Source organism: Kitasatospora sp. NPDC057904 (genome assembly GCF_042887925.1).
GTDB lineage: Bacteria > Actinomycetota > Actinomycetes > Streptomycetales > Streptomycetaceae > Kitasatospora.
Genome location: NZ_JBHVOL010000001.1, coordinates 216276 through 230880, shown reverse-complemented (window position 1 = coordinate 230880; position 14605 = coordinate 216276). Strand labels below are relative to the sequence as shown.

The window sequence follows — 14605 nt, the reverse complement described above, 5'->3', positions numbered from 1 at the left end:
GACCGGTGACGATGGTGCGGCTGCCCGAACCCGTTGCGCGAAAAGGGATTTCGTGGCTCCTCCGGGCCCTCTGTACGGTCCGATCCATGGACTGGAACTTCGAATCGGCCGAGAACCTCGCGGCCGCCCTGCGCTCCGGCGACGTGACCTCGCTGGAACTGACGGACGCGGCGATCGCCCGCATCGAGCGCGAGGACGGCGCGGTCAACGCGATCTGCGTACCGGACTTCGACCGGGCGCGCGCGGCCGCCCGCAGCGCCGACGAGGCGCTCGCCCGGGGCGAGGACCGGCCGCTGCTCGGCATCCCGGTGACGGTCAAGGAGTCCTACGACGTCGCCGGACTCCCCACGACCTGGGGCCTCCCGCAGCACCGCGACCACCTGCCGGCCGAGGACGCGGTGCAGGTCGCGCGGCTCCGGGCGGCGGGCGCGGTCGTGCTCGGCAAGACCAACGTGCCCGTCGGGCTGCAGGACATCCAGAGCTTCAACGGCATCTACGGCACCACCGGCAACCCCTGGGACCACACCCGTACGTCGGGCGGCTCCTCCGGCGGGTCGGCGGCGGCCCTGGCCTCCGGGTTCGGCGCGCTGTCCATCGGCTCCGACATCGCCGGCTCGCTGCGCACCCCCGCGCACTTCTGCGGCATCTACGCCCACAAGCCGACGCTCGGGCTGGCGGCGGCCCGCGGCATGGCCCTGCCGTCGGCGCCGGTCCTGCCGGCCGAGCTGGACCTCGCCGTCGTCGGCCCGATGGCGCGCACGGCCCGCGACCTGACGCTCCTGCTTGACGTGATGGCCGGGCCGGATCCGCTGACCTTCGGTGTGGCGTACGACCTGGCGCTGCCGCCCGCGCGCCACGAGCGGCTCGCCGACTTCCGGGTCCTGGTCCTCGACGAGCACCCGTACATCGCGACCGGTGCCGCCGTGCGGGCGGGAATCGACCGGGTGGCCGCCGCGCTCCTCGAAGGCGGCGCCCGCGTCGACCGGCACAGCCCGCTGCTGCCCGATCCGGCGGAGGCCGCCAGGCTCTACACCCAGCTCCTGATCTCGGGCGCCACCGCACACTTCCCCGTCGAGGCGTACGAGGAACTGCAGTCCCTCGCCGCCGCGTTGAGCCCCGACGACCAGAGCCTCGACGCGGTGCGGCTACGCGCCATGGTGTTCACCCACCGCGACTGGATCGTGGCGAACAACCACCGCGAGCTCCACCGCCACGCCTGGCGTCAGTTCTTCGCCGAGTACGACGCCGTGGTGTGCCCGATCACCCCGACCCCGGCGTTCCCGCACGACCACACCCCCGACCTGAGGGCGCGCAGCCTCGACATCGACGGCGTCGCACACCCGTACATGGACCAGCTGGTCTGGGCCGGCATGGCCACGATGCCCGGCCTCCCCGCCACCGCCATACCCGCGGGCCGTTCCCCCGAGGGCCTCCCGGTGGGTGTGCAGATCATCGGCCCGATGTTCGAGGACCGGACCCCGCTGAAGCTGGCCGAGCTCCTGGAAGAGAGGATCGGCGGCTTCACCGCACCGAGGTAGCGCACGCTCCGGCGGCCGCGCGCGCGGCCCGGCGCCGGCCTTCACAGCTTGGTGAAGGCCAGCGCCTCATGCGCCATCGGAGTGGTTGTCGTGGTGTCCTGTGCGGTTTGCAGTGAGTGGCGCGGCCATGGTGAAGCATGACTCGTAAGAGAACCGCACTGCTGTGCGCCGCCGCCTTGCTGGTGTCCTCCGTCCCTCTCATCGCGGGCGCGGCCGGACCCGCCGACGCCGCCGACGCCGCCGACTCCGCCAGGCACCGGGGGTCCGAGTGCGTGGCCTCCCCGGAGTCGGTCGACGGCCAGGGCCGCGCCATCCGCGACGTCGTCGAGAATGCGCGGCGCGATCTGAACCTGCGGGCGGTCATCGCCCGGGTGACCCAGCACGGGCGCGACCTGTGGACCGGCGCGGTCGGTCCGTCGATGACCGAGGTACCGGCCCGCCCGGACATGCGCTTCCGTGCGGGCTCGGTCGGCATCGCGTTCATGGGCACGATCCTGTTGCAGCTCGTCGACGAGAAGCAGGTCAGCCTCGACGATCCCATCTCACGCTGGCTTCCCGAGATCCCCCACGCGGACGAGATCACCCTGCGCGAGCTCGGCGACACCACCAGCGGCTTCCGGGACTACGTGACCGACCAGGGCTTCCTCACGGACCTGGAGGCCCATCCGTTCAAGCAGTGGACGCCCCAGGACGTCTTCCACTACGCGGACCTCGACGTCCAGCTCTACAAGCCGGGAACCAACTTCAGCTACTCGCACGCCAACTTCCAGCTGCTCGGCCTCGCGCTGGAGCGGATCACCCACACCCGGCTGGACCACCTCCTGGAGCAGCGCATCTACCGCCCCTTGGGCCTGCACGCGACATCGAACAGCTACACCCCCGACCTCCCCACCCCCGTGCTGCACGCCTTCACGCACGAACGCGGCACGTACGAGGAGTCGACGTTCTGGAACCCCTCCTGGACCACGGCGCCGGGCGCGGTCATCAACATGAACATCTGTGACCTCGCCCGGGCGGGCGTAGGGATCGGTTCGGGGCAGACGCTCTCGCGCGACGGCTACCAGACCCTGCTCGACCCGGGCACCGTCGGGCTGGGCCAGGCGACGCCGACCTGCCCGAAGGACGTCTGCATGCCGCAGACCCAGGACATCCACTTCGGGATGTCCGCCCTCATCGTGCACGGCTGGGTCGTGCAGAACCCCTCCCTGTCCGGCTACGCCGCGATCATGGCGTACCTGCCGTCCGAGGACCTGTCGATCGCGGTCTCCGCCACGTATTCGCCGACCACCGACCAGCAGGTGCAGAACCTGACCACCACCATCGCGGAGGAGCTCTCCCGCCTGCTGGTGCCGGACCAGCCCCTGGGCTGAGCCCGGTCGCCGACGGGAACGTGAAGGGAACGAGCACGAGTCCGGCGGACCGGCCGCCGGGCCATCTTCCGGGGCTTGGAAACCTGGACTCGCACAAGGTGGCCTGGCGGCCCGGCAGCGGCCCGGTGCCCAGGTTGTGGCACCTGGCCGCCGTGGCCCGGGCGATCAACCGCGCGTCACCGGCCAGGGCACCGCGAACGGCACGCCCGTAGAACTGTGGGACTGCAAACGGCGGGGACAACCAAGCGGTGGACCCTGCCGTAGTCCGCAGGTGTGGTTGGCTCTGATTTCCTGTTCTACGCGAGGGTCTCACTGACCGCGCTCAGCCCGATGACGTACCACCACTCGCCGCCGAACCAGTCCGGCGGCGGGCGGCCGTCGGTCGGGGCATCCATCAGCGGGATCCGGAGGTCAACGCTCAGAACCCGCCAGAGTCCGGAGGGCAGCACGGTCAGCGAGATCGCGTAGGCGACCCGCACCGCCCAACGGGGCACTCCCGTCGCTGTCCGGCCGTGCAGCCGTGCCAGAAATGAGCCGGCGGTCATGGGGGTCCTCCTGGTCCGGACGCCCGGTCGGCGTGGACGGAACGACACGGTGCCGGACTGGCTGTTGCCGACCAGGACGACGTCCCGCAGGCCGTCCGGCCCTGGCCGCCGGCGGCGTGTGCCGCTGCGGGGCAGGCCAGCGCCGGCAACACCATCGCGGCGCCCGCGGCGCGTGCTCTCAACCGCCTTGCAGTCATGGCTCGTTCCCCTTCGTCGCCGTCCGGAGTGCGACAAGTGTGATCCGACCCGGACGGTCGGGCGATGGCCGCGACCGCCAACGTCGCGCCGCCGCACTGGCTCGGGGAGACAACCGGCCCGCCGAAACGTCAGGCGGCAGGGCCCGCGGGCGGTGCGCCGGTGACCGCGGCGCGGTACAGGGCGAGGGTGGCGCTGCCGAAGTAGGCGCTGTAGGACACCTGGGGTGTGTTGCCACCGGTGTGGTAGCCGCCGATGACCCCGACCACCGCCCAGCCGCCCGGCCACGGCACCAGCATGGGCCCGCCGCTGGTCCCGCCCGTGAAGCCGTCGCACGCGATGCGCGGGAAGGTCCCGGGGTCCGCCGGGTCGTCACTGGCCCATTCGGTGGTCCAGCTCCAACACCCCAGCGGCTTCTCCGCGCCGGCCGGATACCCGATCATCCGTACCGGTGCGTGGAAGTACCCGGTGTCGGTCAGCAGTTGGACGCCGCCCGTGACCTCCTCCAGGCGCTCGCCGTCCTGGTTCGGCGCGGTGACCGCGAAGCCGAAGTCGTACGCGGCGCCCGCGTGGACACCGAGGTCGTAGTACTCCCGCGCGACGTACACGCCGTCCTCCGCGACCGGGAAGATTCCGAACGGCTTCAGCCCGTCGTGGTACTGCGGCACGAACCCCAGTCGGCGCGCCGGTGAGGTGCCGGAGTAGCCCTTGAGGCAGTGTCCGGCCCCGAGCACGAGATCGCGGCCGGGGCTGCGGACCACCGAGCCGCTGCACGTGCGGCCGGTGCCGTTGGCGTCGGTCCAGAAGAACGCGCCCACCTGTGTGATGCCGTCGAAGCTCCGGCTCGGCGGAATGTACTCGCCGGGTTGCGGCCCGTCCGCCGAAAGCTGTGTCTCCCCTTCGGCGTCGGCGGGCAGCGCGGCAGCCATCCGGGCGGCGGTCCAGTACGCCCCGAGCTCGGCCGCCGCCGGATCGCGGGCGGGCAGCGCTCCGGCGAACGCGGCCTGAGCGGCGAGCCCGACGCCCAGTGCCAGGGCGGCCGCGAACGCGGTGGCGCGCCGGACGATCAATACCTGACGCATCGTCAATCTCCATCCATCGAGGCGGATTGGCATGCCCATCATCGAGGATGAGGAGGAAATCACGAAGAGGAATCACCAACGGGTCACCATGCCGTGCGACGCTTTGCCCGGTCGCCCGCTTGCATCCGTCCCTACCGTCCGCGAACCCGTCTCGCACGTGTTCCGGGTGGGCCGAGCCGAGTGCCTCCGGGTGTCAAGGCAGTCGGGTGCCGGGTGGACCCGAGCGTGGCCGTCGGCGCGGGATCAGCGCCGGGACGCGGCTGCGGTAGGCCGCGTGGTCCGTGCCGAACTGTTCGGCCATCATGCCGTCTTCGGCACGGACTCTCAGCAGCAGCCAGGGGACGGCGGCGAGGAGGTAGGCGATCCAGACGCCGAAGCCGATGGCCAGGTTGCCTCCGGCGAGCAGGCCGAGCAGGCCGGTGTAGATGGGGTGGCGGACCATGCGGTAGGGGCCGTCGGTGCGCAGCTCGTGGTGCTCCTGGACGGCGGGAACACTGGCCCACATCGTGCCCAGGACCCAACGGGCCCACAGGAGGAGCGCGGTGGAGGCGACGGCCAGCAGGGAGCCCACGACGGCGAGTTCCGGTTGCCAGTACCGGAGGTGGTGCCAGAAGCCCCGCGTCCGGTCGAGCAGGGCGAACAGCGCGTAGACGGCGGCGGCCAGGAGGACGCGGCGGAGCATCGAGCGGCGCAGTCCGTGCAGCCAGCCGCGGATGCCGGAACCGCTCGCCACGGCGAAGTAGAGGACGCCCGCGATCCAGGCGACGAAGAAGACCGCGACGCACGTGTCGGTGAGCCAGGTGGTTACCGAGCGTAGGGAATCCATGGGGCAAGGTTGCTCCGGCGGCGAAGTCACCCGCCACCACCCGCAGGTGGACGAACGGGGCCGCCATTTGTCCACCCACAGGTGGAGGAACCGGGGAGGGGGGTCTCGCCGACCTTCCCCGCCCGGCGAAACAGCAGGTCAGCGCACGCGTCCGCGTGGCTTCAGGGGGATCGCGGGGAGTTCGGGGGCGGGCAGGCGGTCGCCGGGGTAGCCGGTGACGGCGCCGAAGCGGTCGGATCCGCGCTGCCACTCCTCGCGGGCCTCGGCGATGTCCTCGGTCGAGCGCCCGATGAAGTTCCACCACATACCACGTGGATGCCGCAGAGCGTCGTCGGCAGCGGGGCCTCCGGTATCTCAGGATCGCTTGCGGCGGCGTGGACCGACGGGACGAAGACGGGATCCGCTTCATCAGGATCGAATCCCTCAAGAACCTCCAACAGCACGAGTACACCCATACCTCGACGGTGTCTCACCTCCTGGATTGCGCATGCAGAGAACCCTCCGCATGGGTTCGCCGAGCACGGTTCAGTCCCGGGCTCCGCAGCCGACGTGGTGTCGGCTGCATTGGGAACGCCGAGGGCGGGAGATCCACGATGGTGACTCCGCCGTGGCAATCAGTGCCCACCACACCAGTGTCGGCCACCTTGGGGAGCGAAGCAGCGGTGCGCTCCGCAAGTTGGGCAGCTCTGTTTCCCGCTTTCGCCTCAGGGCACACGCCCTGCGGGACAGGCCCGCCGCGCAGCGGCACTTCCAGAGCAGGCACCCGCCTCTGCTTCGGCCGGTGAGCCAGGGTGAGCTGGATCAACGCCGTGATCACGATTCTGTCCCCCCAGCTCGTCACCGACCTGGCAGCCTCGCCCCTGACCCCGGAGGAGGGTTCGATGAGTACCGCCGTTTCCCGCCGCAGAGCAGCGTTTCGACGCTACCTGGTGTGCCCTCCGACCTACTTTGCAGTCGACTACGCGATCAACCCGTGGATGGACCCGACCCGGCCGGTGGATGCAGGCGCCGCCCTGCGGCAGTGGCGCGCGTTGCGCGACACGCTGCGCGAGCTGGGCCACCGGGTGGAGGCCATCGAGCCCCGGCCACGGCTGCCCGACATGGTGTTCGCCGCCAACGGGGCCTCGATGGTGGACGGGCGGGTCCTGATCGCCCGGTTCCGTCATCCCCAGCGGGCGCCGGAGGCGGTAGCTCACCGGACGTGGTTCCGCCAGGCGGGGTACCGGCCCACGGTCGCTCGGCTGTCGAACGAGGGGCAGGGAGACTTCCTGCCGGTCGGCGGCCGGGTCCTGGCTGGCTCGGGTCTGCGGACCAGCGAGGCCGCTCACCGCGAGGCGGAGACGGCCTTCGGTCGACCGGTCATCAGCCTCGCTCTGACCGACCCGCGCTTCTACCACCTGGACACGGCACTAGCCGTCCTGAGCGACGACCAGATCATGTACTACCCGGCGGCCTTCACCCCCGAAAGCAACCGCACCCTGCACGCGCTCTTCCCTCGGGCGATCCTGGCCACCGACGAGGACGCCTCCGTGCTCGGCCTCAACGCGATCAGCGACGGCCGCCATGTCCTGCTGACCGCCGCCGCCCCTGACCTCGCGGCGCAGCTGCACGCGGACGGCTTCGTCCCCATCGGGGTGCGTCTGCCCGAGCTGCTGAAAGCGGGCGGCGGGCCGAAGTGCTGCGTCCTGGAGCTGCACTCCGCTCACCAGGAGCGGACATGACTGCGTCGAGCCGTACTGCCGCAGGGCGGGCCTCCGAGAGTACGGCGCCGGCTCTGCCCGGCCCGCGTGGACCGATCAGCGCCGGGCTCTTCGCCGCGCTGCGTACCGCTGCGGGCCCGACCGCGAAGCTCGCGCAAACCGCTGTGGGCTTGCTCGAACCCGCAGGCATGATTCCTCCTCTGTGGGGTGCCGGATCGTGTACCCCGAACGTAGGGCGCGACGCGTTCGCAGGCCTCTCGGATGCGGCGGACGGCCCTGCCGGACTGCTCCACCTGGGCCGGGCGGGCGGTCAATGGATAGGGCACCGCCAGGAGGCGGCGAGCGCGAGATCGGTCACGCCGGCCACGAACACCACGATGCCGATGAACAGCAGGTACAGCATTCCGTGGACGACAACGCCCACCAGTGCCCCAGGACGATGAGGACAATGGTGATCACCGTTAGCGCCAGGAACACGCTCACCTCGGGCACTTCCTTCCGTCGTCTCGGACCGTTGGCTCCTTCGGCTCCGACGGCGGGCCCGGGTGAGGCCTGCCGCTACTACCAGCGGTACCAGCGGCTGCGTCCACCCTCTGCAGCGCCGCGGAAGACGAACCCGAGCAGCCACAGCGCCAAGACCACCAGCGCCACCCACCACAGCACGTGGATGGCGAATCCGAGACCGCCGAGGATCAGTGCGAGCAGTAGGACCAGGACAAGGGCGAGCATGGGAGGCTCCTTTTCGACAGTGTCCGCGCCCCAGGACGTGCCCGGCGATCGAGCGAGGGGCGCCGCGCCCGAGCGTGTACCCGCGTTCCGCGACCCGACGCACTCGGTAACTGCTTTCGTCCTGCTCCGCCGCCGGCGCTCCATCGGCCTCAACCGGGTCTTGTTGGAGCGAGGGGTTTGCCCAGCGTGCGGGCGGGCAGCCGAGGCAGGGATGTCGAGCACCGCAGAGCGGCTGGCATCGCTTGGCGGTGGCCCGGACCAGCCCGAACTGATCCCGGCGACCGGAAATCCCGAGGATCGAGGAGCGATCATGGTGAAGGTACTGCTCGTGTTGCTGTGCCTGGTCCTGCCGTGGCTGGCGGTGCTCATCAAGGACGGCCCGAGCATGAAGGTGCTGTGGGCCTTCCTGCTCCAGCTCTGCGGCCACGTACCCGGTGTCATCTATGGCATCTACCAGGTCGTCCAGGACTGATCACGGTCCCGGAGCCCGACCCCGGTCTGCGGGGACCCCTTCTGGCTGGGCGGGACACACCCGTCCGCAACCTATGTGGAGGCGACAATGGGACACGGCGGAAACGCAATCCACGAACTGATGACCGACCACCGCGAGGTGGAGGAGATGTTCGCCAGGATCCAGGCCATGACCAGCGGCGGCCAGCAGCTGCGCGACGCGGTCGACGAGGTCACCATCGAGCTGGTGCGCCACTCGGTGGCTGAGGAGCAGTACCTCTACCCGGCGGTGCGCGAGCACGTCCAGGGCGGCGACAAGCTCGCGGACAAGGAGATCGCCGACCACGGCCGGGTCGAGGAGATCCTCAAGCAGCTGGAGAACACGAGAACGGACGACCCGCAGATGAGCCCGCTGCTCCAGCGGCTCATGGACGAGGTCGCCGGCCACGTCCAGGACGAGGAGAACAACCTCTTCCCGATGCTGCGCCGAGCCTGTACGCCCGAGCAGCTGAACGACCTCGGAGACAAGATCCGCCGGGCCAAGTCCATGGCCCCGACCCGCCCGCACCCCGCCGCCCCCGACTCCCCGATGGCCAGCAAGCTGCTTGCCCCCGGTGTCGGGCTGGTCGACCGGGCGCGCGACTTCGTCACCGGCCGCGGCAAGTAGTTCTGAGCACGTCGCGGTAGGCGCCTCGACGACTGGGGCCGGCCCGCACACCGGTCCGGCCCCGGTGCCCGCTCGGGCAGGCGTGATGCGGGTCATGCCCCAGACCGCAGGCAGCCATCTACACTGGTCGGTCACGAGCGGGGCAGCGCGGCCCCCCTGCCGGAGGAGCAGGCCGACGCCGACACCACAGCAGCCCTGATCACCCAGGTCGGCCGGCGCGCCCTGCCCGTCGCCGGAGACCTGCGGGACGAGGACTTCTGCACCCGCCTGCCCGACCGGTGCCTCACCGAGCTCGGTGGCGTGGACATCCTCGTCAACAACGCTGCCTACCAGATGTCCCAGCCCGATGGGCTCACCGCGATCACCACCGGCCAGTTCGACCGGGTCATGCGCACCAATCTGCACGGCATGTTCTGGCTCACCAAGGCGGCCCTGCCCCACCTGCGCCCAGGAGCGGCGATCATCAACACCGCCTCGGTGCAGGCGTACAAGCCGAGTCCGCACCTGCTGGACTACGCCATGACGAAGGCGGCGATCGTCGCGTTCACCCAAGGTCTGGCCCAACAGCTCGCACCCGAGGGGATCCGGGTCAACGCGGTGGCACCGGGTCCCGTGTGGACTCCGCTGATCCCCGCGACCATGGACAAGGAGAAGGTCGCGCACTTCGGCGAGCAGTCCCCTCTCGGCCGCCCCGCCCAGCCTGCCGAGATGGCCCCCGCCTTCGTGTTCCTCGCCTCGCCCGAAGCGTCCTACATCACCGGCGAGATCCTCAACGCCACCGGCGGCACCCCCCTGCCCTAGCAGCGTGAAGGTGCTCCTGCAGGATCGCGGGAAGCCTTGGCGCGGTTCGCCCTTCTCCGAAGGGCATGCCCGGATCGGCCTTACCGCCGTCTGCTATTTCACCGGCGAGATCGACCTCAACACCAGGAGGTTGCCGCAGCCGCGATCAAGCGGACCCGCGCGTACCCGCTGCACCGGCCCTGCATCGTCCTGCGCGACGTCACCGTTTGCCCGGTCGCAACGGAACGCAGCGTGCTCGACGGCCGTTCGGCCCCGATCCGGCGGCGCTCAGCACGATGACCGCCGGGCCTCCCGTCCTGGACTGCCTGCCCGAAAGCACGGGCCGTCATCGCGGGGGCCGGCCGCCGCCCGCCTCCCCGTTCTCGCCTGTGGTGGCCTGGCGTGCGGCTGTACGCCGCAGCACGATCTGGGGCAGGACGAGCCAGGTGGTGGTGAACCACGCCAGGACGGAGGCGCTGATGATCCACGCAGCGGCCGGGTTGCCGGTCGCGGTGCGCAGCAGGAGGAGCAGGGCGGCGGCGATGGTCAGGGCGAGGGTGATGAGTCCGGTGGCGATGAGGTGGCCGGCGACGTGGATGAGTTCGGGTTTCATGTCGTGGCCGGCGAGGAGGCGGTGGAAGGCCACGGGGGCTATGAGGGCGCCGGTGGCGAGGGCGCCGAGGACGACGGTGGCGGTGTAGAGGTTCTTGTCGAAGTCGGGCAGGGTGACGAAGCGGGGGGTGAAGGCGACGCCGATGAGGAAGCCGAAGAGGATCTGTGCGCCGGTCTGGCAGACACGCACTTCCTGGAGCATGTCGGTCCACAGGCGGTCGGCCCGCTCCTCAGGTGTCTCGTCCCGGCCCGGCGCGCCCTTATTCGTCGTCAACGGATCCTCCTCCGGTTACGGGCGATTCTTGCTGCGGCGGCTCTGGGCGCGTGCGCAGCGCAGGAGTTCCTCGCCGTAGGGCAGGGCGATGAACGCGGTGACCGCTGCCGTGAATCCGGCCAGATAGCCGGCGGACAACGGGCGGGACTTGGGGTACAGACGCCAGCTGTGGTGGGAGTCGCCGCCGCGCAGGAGGGAACGGACCTGGTCCCAGTGCAGGCAGGCCGTGAAGGCCACGGCGGTGAGCGGGAGGACTTCGAGGAAGCTGTGGATGTGCTGCTCGATCGGTCCGCGACGGCCGGGGCGAACCACAGCGGCAGGACCCCGTAGAGGAGGAAGCGCCGGCTGGCGTCCTCCACGCGGTCGGACCCGAAGGCCACCGGAGGGTCAGGTCGGGAGCGCGGGCTCCTCCACTGGGGTGGTGTGTTCGGGCTGGGCACGATGTCGGCATCTTTCCGGGAGCGATGGCGGTCAGGGACGGTCGTCGTGGTGGCCGCACAGCCACGCCAGCGCCTGGTAGGCGCCCAGGGCGCCCGCGCTGTCCGTACCTGCGGCATGGGCCTCGTGCAGGCGGACCGCGGCGGCCTGGCACTCGGCCAGCAACTGCGCCCGACACGGCCCGGCGGCACCGAGTGCGGCGGCGGCCGTGACCGGTGCCGCGACCTGGGCGCCGGCGGCCCACCGATAGGCCCCCAGGACTGCGTGGTCGAACCCGGTCCACGGCTGCGGGCGACGGTTCGCCGCCTCGATCGCGTCGAACACCTCGTCCAGCGGGCGCACCCCCACGGCCGGGACCGTCGTCTCGTCACTGGTCATGCCCGCAACCTACGTCTGCGGGAGTCAGCCCGCCGCCGGGCGGGCCGGCCCGACGGCGGCCCTGCGGGCCACCGCCTGGTGGCGCGTCGGCGATCGGGTGAACCGAACCCGGCGGGAGGGGCCCCCAAGGCCGCCGACGCTCCTGCCGCGGCCGGTGGCGGAGCAGCACCGCCCGCCGGGTCGGGCGCGGTTCACAACGCTGCTCGCAGGGCGGGCAGCAGGGTGCTCTCGGCCCAGTCGAGGAAGGCCGGCTGGCTGTCACCGCCGACCTGGACGAGGGCGACCTCGCCGAACCCGGCGTCGGCGAACGGCCGGATCGCTTCGACGAAGTCGTCGACCCGGTCACCGCAGGGGATGGCCTCGGCGACGTCGCTGGGGCGGACGAAGCGACTCGCGGCGGCGAAGCCCGCGGTCCCGGGCAGTTCGGCGTTGACCTTCCAGCCTCCGCCGAACCAGCGGAACTGCTCGTGGGCCCGTCGCACGGCGGCGTCCCGATCGGTGTCCCAGCACACCGGCAGCTGGCCCACCGCCGGTTTCCCGGCCCCGCCGTGCTGCGCGAAGCCCGCGACCAGGGCCGGGTCGGGCTCCACGGCGATCACCAGGTCCGCGAGCCGGCCCGCCAGTTCGCAGGAGTCCGGCCCCGAGACGGCGATCCCGATGGGTGGCGGCCGGTCGGGACGGTCCCACAACCGGGCGCCCTCGACGTCGAAGTACCGGCCGTGACGGGTGACGTAGCCACCCGCGAACAGCTCCCGGATGATCTGCACGGCCTCGTCGAGCATCGCCTGGCGCACCGCCACCGCGGGCCAGCCATGGCCGACCACGTGCTCGTTGAGGTTCTCGCCGCTGCCCAGACCGAGCCGGAAACGGCCGTCGGAGAGCAGCTGCACCGTGGCGGCCTTCTGCGCGACCACCACGGGGTGGTAGCGGAAGGTCGGGCAGGTGACGTAGGTCATCAGCGGTATGCGGGAGGTGGCCTGCGCGGCGGCGCCGAGTACCGCCCAGGCGTACGGGGCGTGGCCCTGCTCGTCCAGCCAGGGAAAGGAGTGGTCCGAGATCACCGAGAAATCGAAGCCGGCCCGCTCCGCGCGCACCACGTCCGCGACCAGATCTCGCGGACCGCGCTGCTCGGTCATCATCGTGTATCCGATTCTCACCATGGGCCGCGTCTGCCCCGGACGCGGCATCCTGCACACGAGCGGCGCCTCCGCTTTGGAACGGCTGAGCTGGCGCCGGCGGGCGGCGCCCCGTGTGCGGCCACGGTCAGTCGCTGACCGATGTGGGCGACGGCCTCGCCCGCCTCACCGCCCGCCGGGGAATCGGTGCGGTTGCGAGTCCCGTTCCGAGCAGGTGAGCGCCCCTGCGACTTCGCGGGCATCGCGGCTCCCATGTGAGGAGGGGGCGTTCAGCTTTCCGCTGCGGGTAGGGCGGTTCGCACTACTCGGTCGGCCTCCAGTTCGACGACGACGGCAAGGACCGGGTGCAGCCACCACACCACCGACCGGACCGCATGCGGCTCCCGAAACCGCCCGACGACCTGCGCCCAAAGCTCGGCCCGCTCCCGCTCGGAAAGCTCCCCGGTCACCAGCCGCCGACCGTCGACGAGGGCCACCAGCAACCGCAGTGGCCCACCCGGCCCGCCGACAGCCCCGATCACCCAGCCCCTCACCACAACCAGCCCGAACGCCGTTCCAGCACGGACAGCACAAGCATCAGCGGAATCCCTCCGTACACGAGGTGCGATCAGCTGAGCATGTCAGCAGCCGACGACGAGTGCGATCCACTCGACGGCCGTTCCTGCGCGACCTGCCTGACGAGTGCTCACCGTCACCGGCGGTCGGCGGCCCCCGAGCGTCAGGCCGCCGATGCAGACGCGCGGGCACCTCAAGCCGGGCCGGCCCGCCTTTCGTGCGGCCAACATGCCTTGAAGGAGGGGGAGTTGTGCAGATATCGGGCTTGCCGACTGGCGAGTGGACGCTGGGGTAGGCGCTGCTGGCACGCACCGGCCTGTCCGGCTCGGTGCCCACCAGGAAGGTGATCGGATTTGCAGAAGTCCGCTGTCCGCCCCCTGCCCGTCACGTTTCCCGAAAGCCTGCTGCCCGACGTCCTGGTCGACGCCGAGCTCCGCTTCGACGCCACGCTTCCCTACGCGGCCTGCCTCGTGTTCCCGTCGGCTCCCTTCGGCTGCGCGAACGGGACGGGGCTGTGCTGGTACTTCGGCCGCGACCTGCTGAACGAGGGCCGCCACGTCCCAGTTGGCGACGGAGACGTCAAGGTCAGGCCCGGGTGCGCCGGCGAAGTCCTCATCACCCTGAAGGGCTCGGACGGCCAGGCGGTGGTCAGCGCCCCGCAGGACGCCGTGACCGGCTTCCTCGCGGACTCGTTCACGCTGGTGCCGGCAGGATCGGAGGCCGACCACCTCGATGTCGACACGGTTCTCGCCCGCCTGCGCGCCGCCGACTGATCGCCTCACGCGGTGCCGCCCTGGACGGCGACGCGCACACTGCGCAGGTCGGGGCGGGCGGAGTCGGGGATGAGCATCCCTGCGTCGTGCCCGGCGCGCAGGTAGTCGATGACGTCCTCGTCGAGACGCTCACCGGGCAGCGCGGTGCGGGCCCGAGCCGCCCCCCGTGCGGCCCGGGCCCGTACCTGCCGGTTCAGCGCGGGAGATTGCCGTAGTAGCTGCCGAGCGTGGTCCGGTAGCCGGCGTCGTTCCTGTGGATGTCGGGGTTGTACTCGGGGGCCTCCTTGATCTGGTCCTTGGTGCGGCCCACGTGGATCGTCTCGTTCTCGTGGTCCACGCGGGTGACGGTGCCGGCAGGCAGCATCACGTGCTTGCCTATCAACCACGGCCGGCAGTTGACGACGATGTAGGCGGCGTCGACCTCGTCGGTTGCGTCGTCGACCTTGCCGACGGTTCCGTCGGTGGCCTCGACCTTGTAGCCGTTCAGGTCTGTGCCGGGCGTGTACTGCGAGGAGGCGCTGTAGCCCCAGATGTCCGTCATGACGTGTCCGTTCCTG

At 71.0% G+C, this 14605-nt stretch carries 16 protein-coding genes and 2 pseudogenes; 7 read left to right on the top strand and 11 right to left on the bottom strand.

The features are described from left to right. The first annotated feature begins 86 nt into the window (after positions 1–86). Together ACFVSN_RS01130 and ACFVSN_RS01125 are read left to right on the top strand one after the other, a co-directional pair. The gene (locus ACFVSN_RS01130) at positions 87–1538 is read left to right on the top strand and encodes an amidase (protein WP_387600766.1); all 1452 of its coding nucleotides are present in this window, start codon (positions 87–89) and stop codon (positions 1536–1538) included. Between the two features lie 137 nt (positions 1539–1675). Next, positions 1676–2908 carry a serine hydrolase domain-containing protein gene (locus tag ACFVSN_RS01125; RefSeq protein ID WP_387600769.1) on the top strand — a complete coding sequence of 411 codons (1233 nt, stop codon included), beginning with the start codon at positions 1676–1678 and terminating at the stop codon, positions 2906–2908. A 296-nt stretch (positions 2909–3204) separates the two neighbouring features. Here the strand turns inward: ACFVSN_RS01125 and ACFVSN_RS01120 are convergent, their stop codons facing one another. The 4 genes and pseudogenes from ACFVSN_RS01120 to ACFVSN_RS01105 form a co-directional block, all read right to left on the bottom strand. Continuing rightward, the gene (locus tag ACFVSN_RS01120) at positions 3205–3453 is read right to left on the bottom strand and encodes a hypothetical protein (RefSeq protein ID WP_387600772.1); all 249 of its coding nucleotides are present in this window, start codon (positions 3451–3453) and stop codon (positions 3205–3207) included. A 326-nt stretch (positions 3454–3779) separates the two neighbouring features. Then, complete coding sequence (locus ACFVSN_RS01115) at positions 3780–4730, bottom strand: trypsin-like serine peptidase (RefSeq protein WP_387600775.1); 951 nt, start codon at positions 4728–4730, stop codon at positions 3780–3782. Positions 4731–4923: 193 nt separating this feature from the next. Beyond that, complete coding sequence (locus ACFVSN_RS01110) at positions 4924–5556, bottom strand: methyltransferase family protein (protein ID WP_387600777.1); 633 nt, start codon at positions 5554–5556, stop codon at positions 4924–4926. 138 nt (positions 5557–5694) lie between these two features. Further along, positions 5695–5862: pseudogene (locus ACFVSN_RS01105) on the bottom strand (pirin family protein); the annotation flags it as partial. 575 nt (positions 5863–6437) lie between these two features. Between ACFVSN_RS01105 and ddaH the strand changes: the two are divergent. After that, on the top strand, positions 6438–7277 hold the full coding sequence (ddaH, locus tag ACFVSN_RS01100) for a dimethylargininase (protein WP_387600780.1): 840 nt from the start codon (positions 6438–6440) through the stop codon (positions 7275–7277). A gap of 540 nt (positions 7278–7817) precedes the next feature. Here the strand turns inward: ddaH and ACFVSN_RS01095 are convergent. Next, on the bottom strand, positions 7818–7985 hold the full coding sequence (locus ACFVSN_RS01095; RefSeq protein WP_387600783.1) for a hydrophobic protein: 168 nt from the start codon (positions 7983–7985) through the stop codon (positions 7818–7820). A gap of 310 nt (positions 7986–8295) precedes the next feature. On the opposite strand from ACFVSN_RS01095, the gene ACFVSN_RS01090 reads away from it, so the two are divergent. The 3 genes and pseudogenes from ACFVSN_RS01090 to ACFVSN_RS01080 all read left to right on the top strand — a co-directional run. Further along, positions 8296–8457 (top strand): YqaE/Pmp3 family membrane protein, encoded by a 162-nt coding sequence (locus ACFVSN_RS01090; protein ID WP_243436374.1) that lies wholly within the window; start codon positions 8296–8298, stop codon positions 8455–8457. Positions 8458–8544: 87 nt separating this feature from the next. Next, on the top strand, positions 8545–9102 hold the full coding sequence (locus ACFVSN_RS01085; RefSeq protein WP_387600786.1) for a hemerythrin domain-containing protein: 558 nt from the start codon (positions 8545–8547) through the stop codon (positions 9100–9102). 156 nt (positions 9103–9258) lie between these two features. Continuing rightward, positions 9259–9903: pseudogene (locus ACFVSN_RS01080) on the top strand (SDR family oxidoreductase); the annotation flags it as partial. A 325-nt stretch (positions 9904–10228) separates the two neighbouring features. Here ACFVSN_RS01080 and ACFVSN_RS01075 read toward each other — a convergent pair. The 5 genes from ACFVSN_RS01075 to ACFVSN_RS01055 all read right to left on the bottom strand — a co-directional run bounded on the left by ACFVSN_RS01075 (position 10229) and on the right by ACFVSN_RS01055 (position 13196). Then, positions 10229–10768: a DUF6328 family protein gene (locus ACFVSN_RS01075; protein ID WP_387600789.1), complete on the bottom strand. Its 540-nt coding sequence runs from the start codon at positions 10766–10768 to the stop codon at positions 10229–10231. 15 nt (positions 10769–10783) lie between these two features. Continuing rightward, the gene (locus tag ACFVSN_RS01070) at positions 10784–11080 is read right to left on the bottom strand and encodes a hypothetical protein (RefSeq protein ID WP_387600792.1); all 297 of its coding nucleotides are present in this window, start codon (positions 11078–11080) and stop codon (positions 10784–10786) included. Between the two features lie 159 nt (positions 11081–11239). Next, positions 11240–11584, bottom strand: a complete 345-nt coding sequence (locus ACFVSN_RS01065) for a hypothetical protein (protein WP_387600795.1) — start codon at positions 11582–11584, stop codon at positions 11240–11242. 191 nt (positions 11585–11775) lie between these two features. Next, positions 11776–12744, bottom strand: a complete 969-nt coding sequence (locus tag ACFVSN_RS01060; RefSeq protein WP_387600798.1) for an LLM class F420-dependent oxidoreductase — start codon at positions 12742–12744, stop codon at positions 11776–11778. 245 nt (positions 12745–12989) lie between these two features. Continuing rightward, positions 12990–13196, bottom strand: a complete 207-nt coding sequence (locus tag ACFVSN_RS01055; protein WP_387600801.1) for a hypothetical protein — start codon at positions 13194–13196, stop codon at positions 12990–12992. Between the two features lie 432 nt (positions 13197–13628). On the opposite strand from ACFVSN_RS01055, the gene ACFVSN_RS01050 reads away from it, so the two are divergent. Beyond that, positions 13629–14048, top strand: a complete 420-nt coding sequence (locus ACFVSN_RS01050; protein ID WP_387600804.1) for an SsgA family sporulation/cell division regulator — start codon at positions 13629–13631, stop codon at positions 14046–14048. A 193-nt stretch (positions 14049–14241) separates the two neighbouring features. On the opposite strand, the gene ACFVSN_RS01045 is transcribed toward ACFVSN_RS01050, so the two are convergent. Next, positions 14242–14589: a PRC-barrel domain containing protein gene (locus ACFVSN_RS01045; protein ID WP_387600807.1), complete on the bottom strand. Its 348-nt coding sequence runs from the start codon at positions 14587–14589 to the stop codon at positions 14242–14244. Positions 14590–14605: the final 16 nt, after the last annotated feature.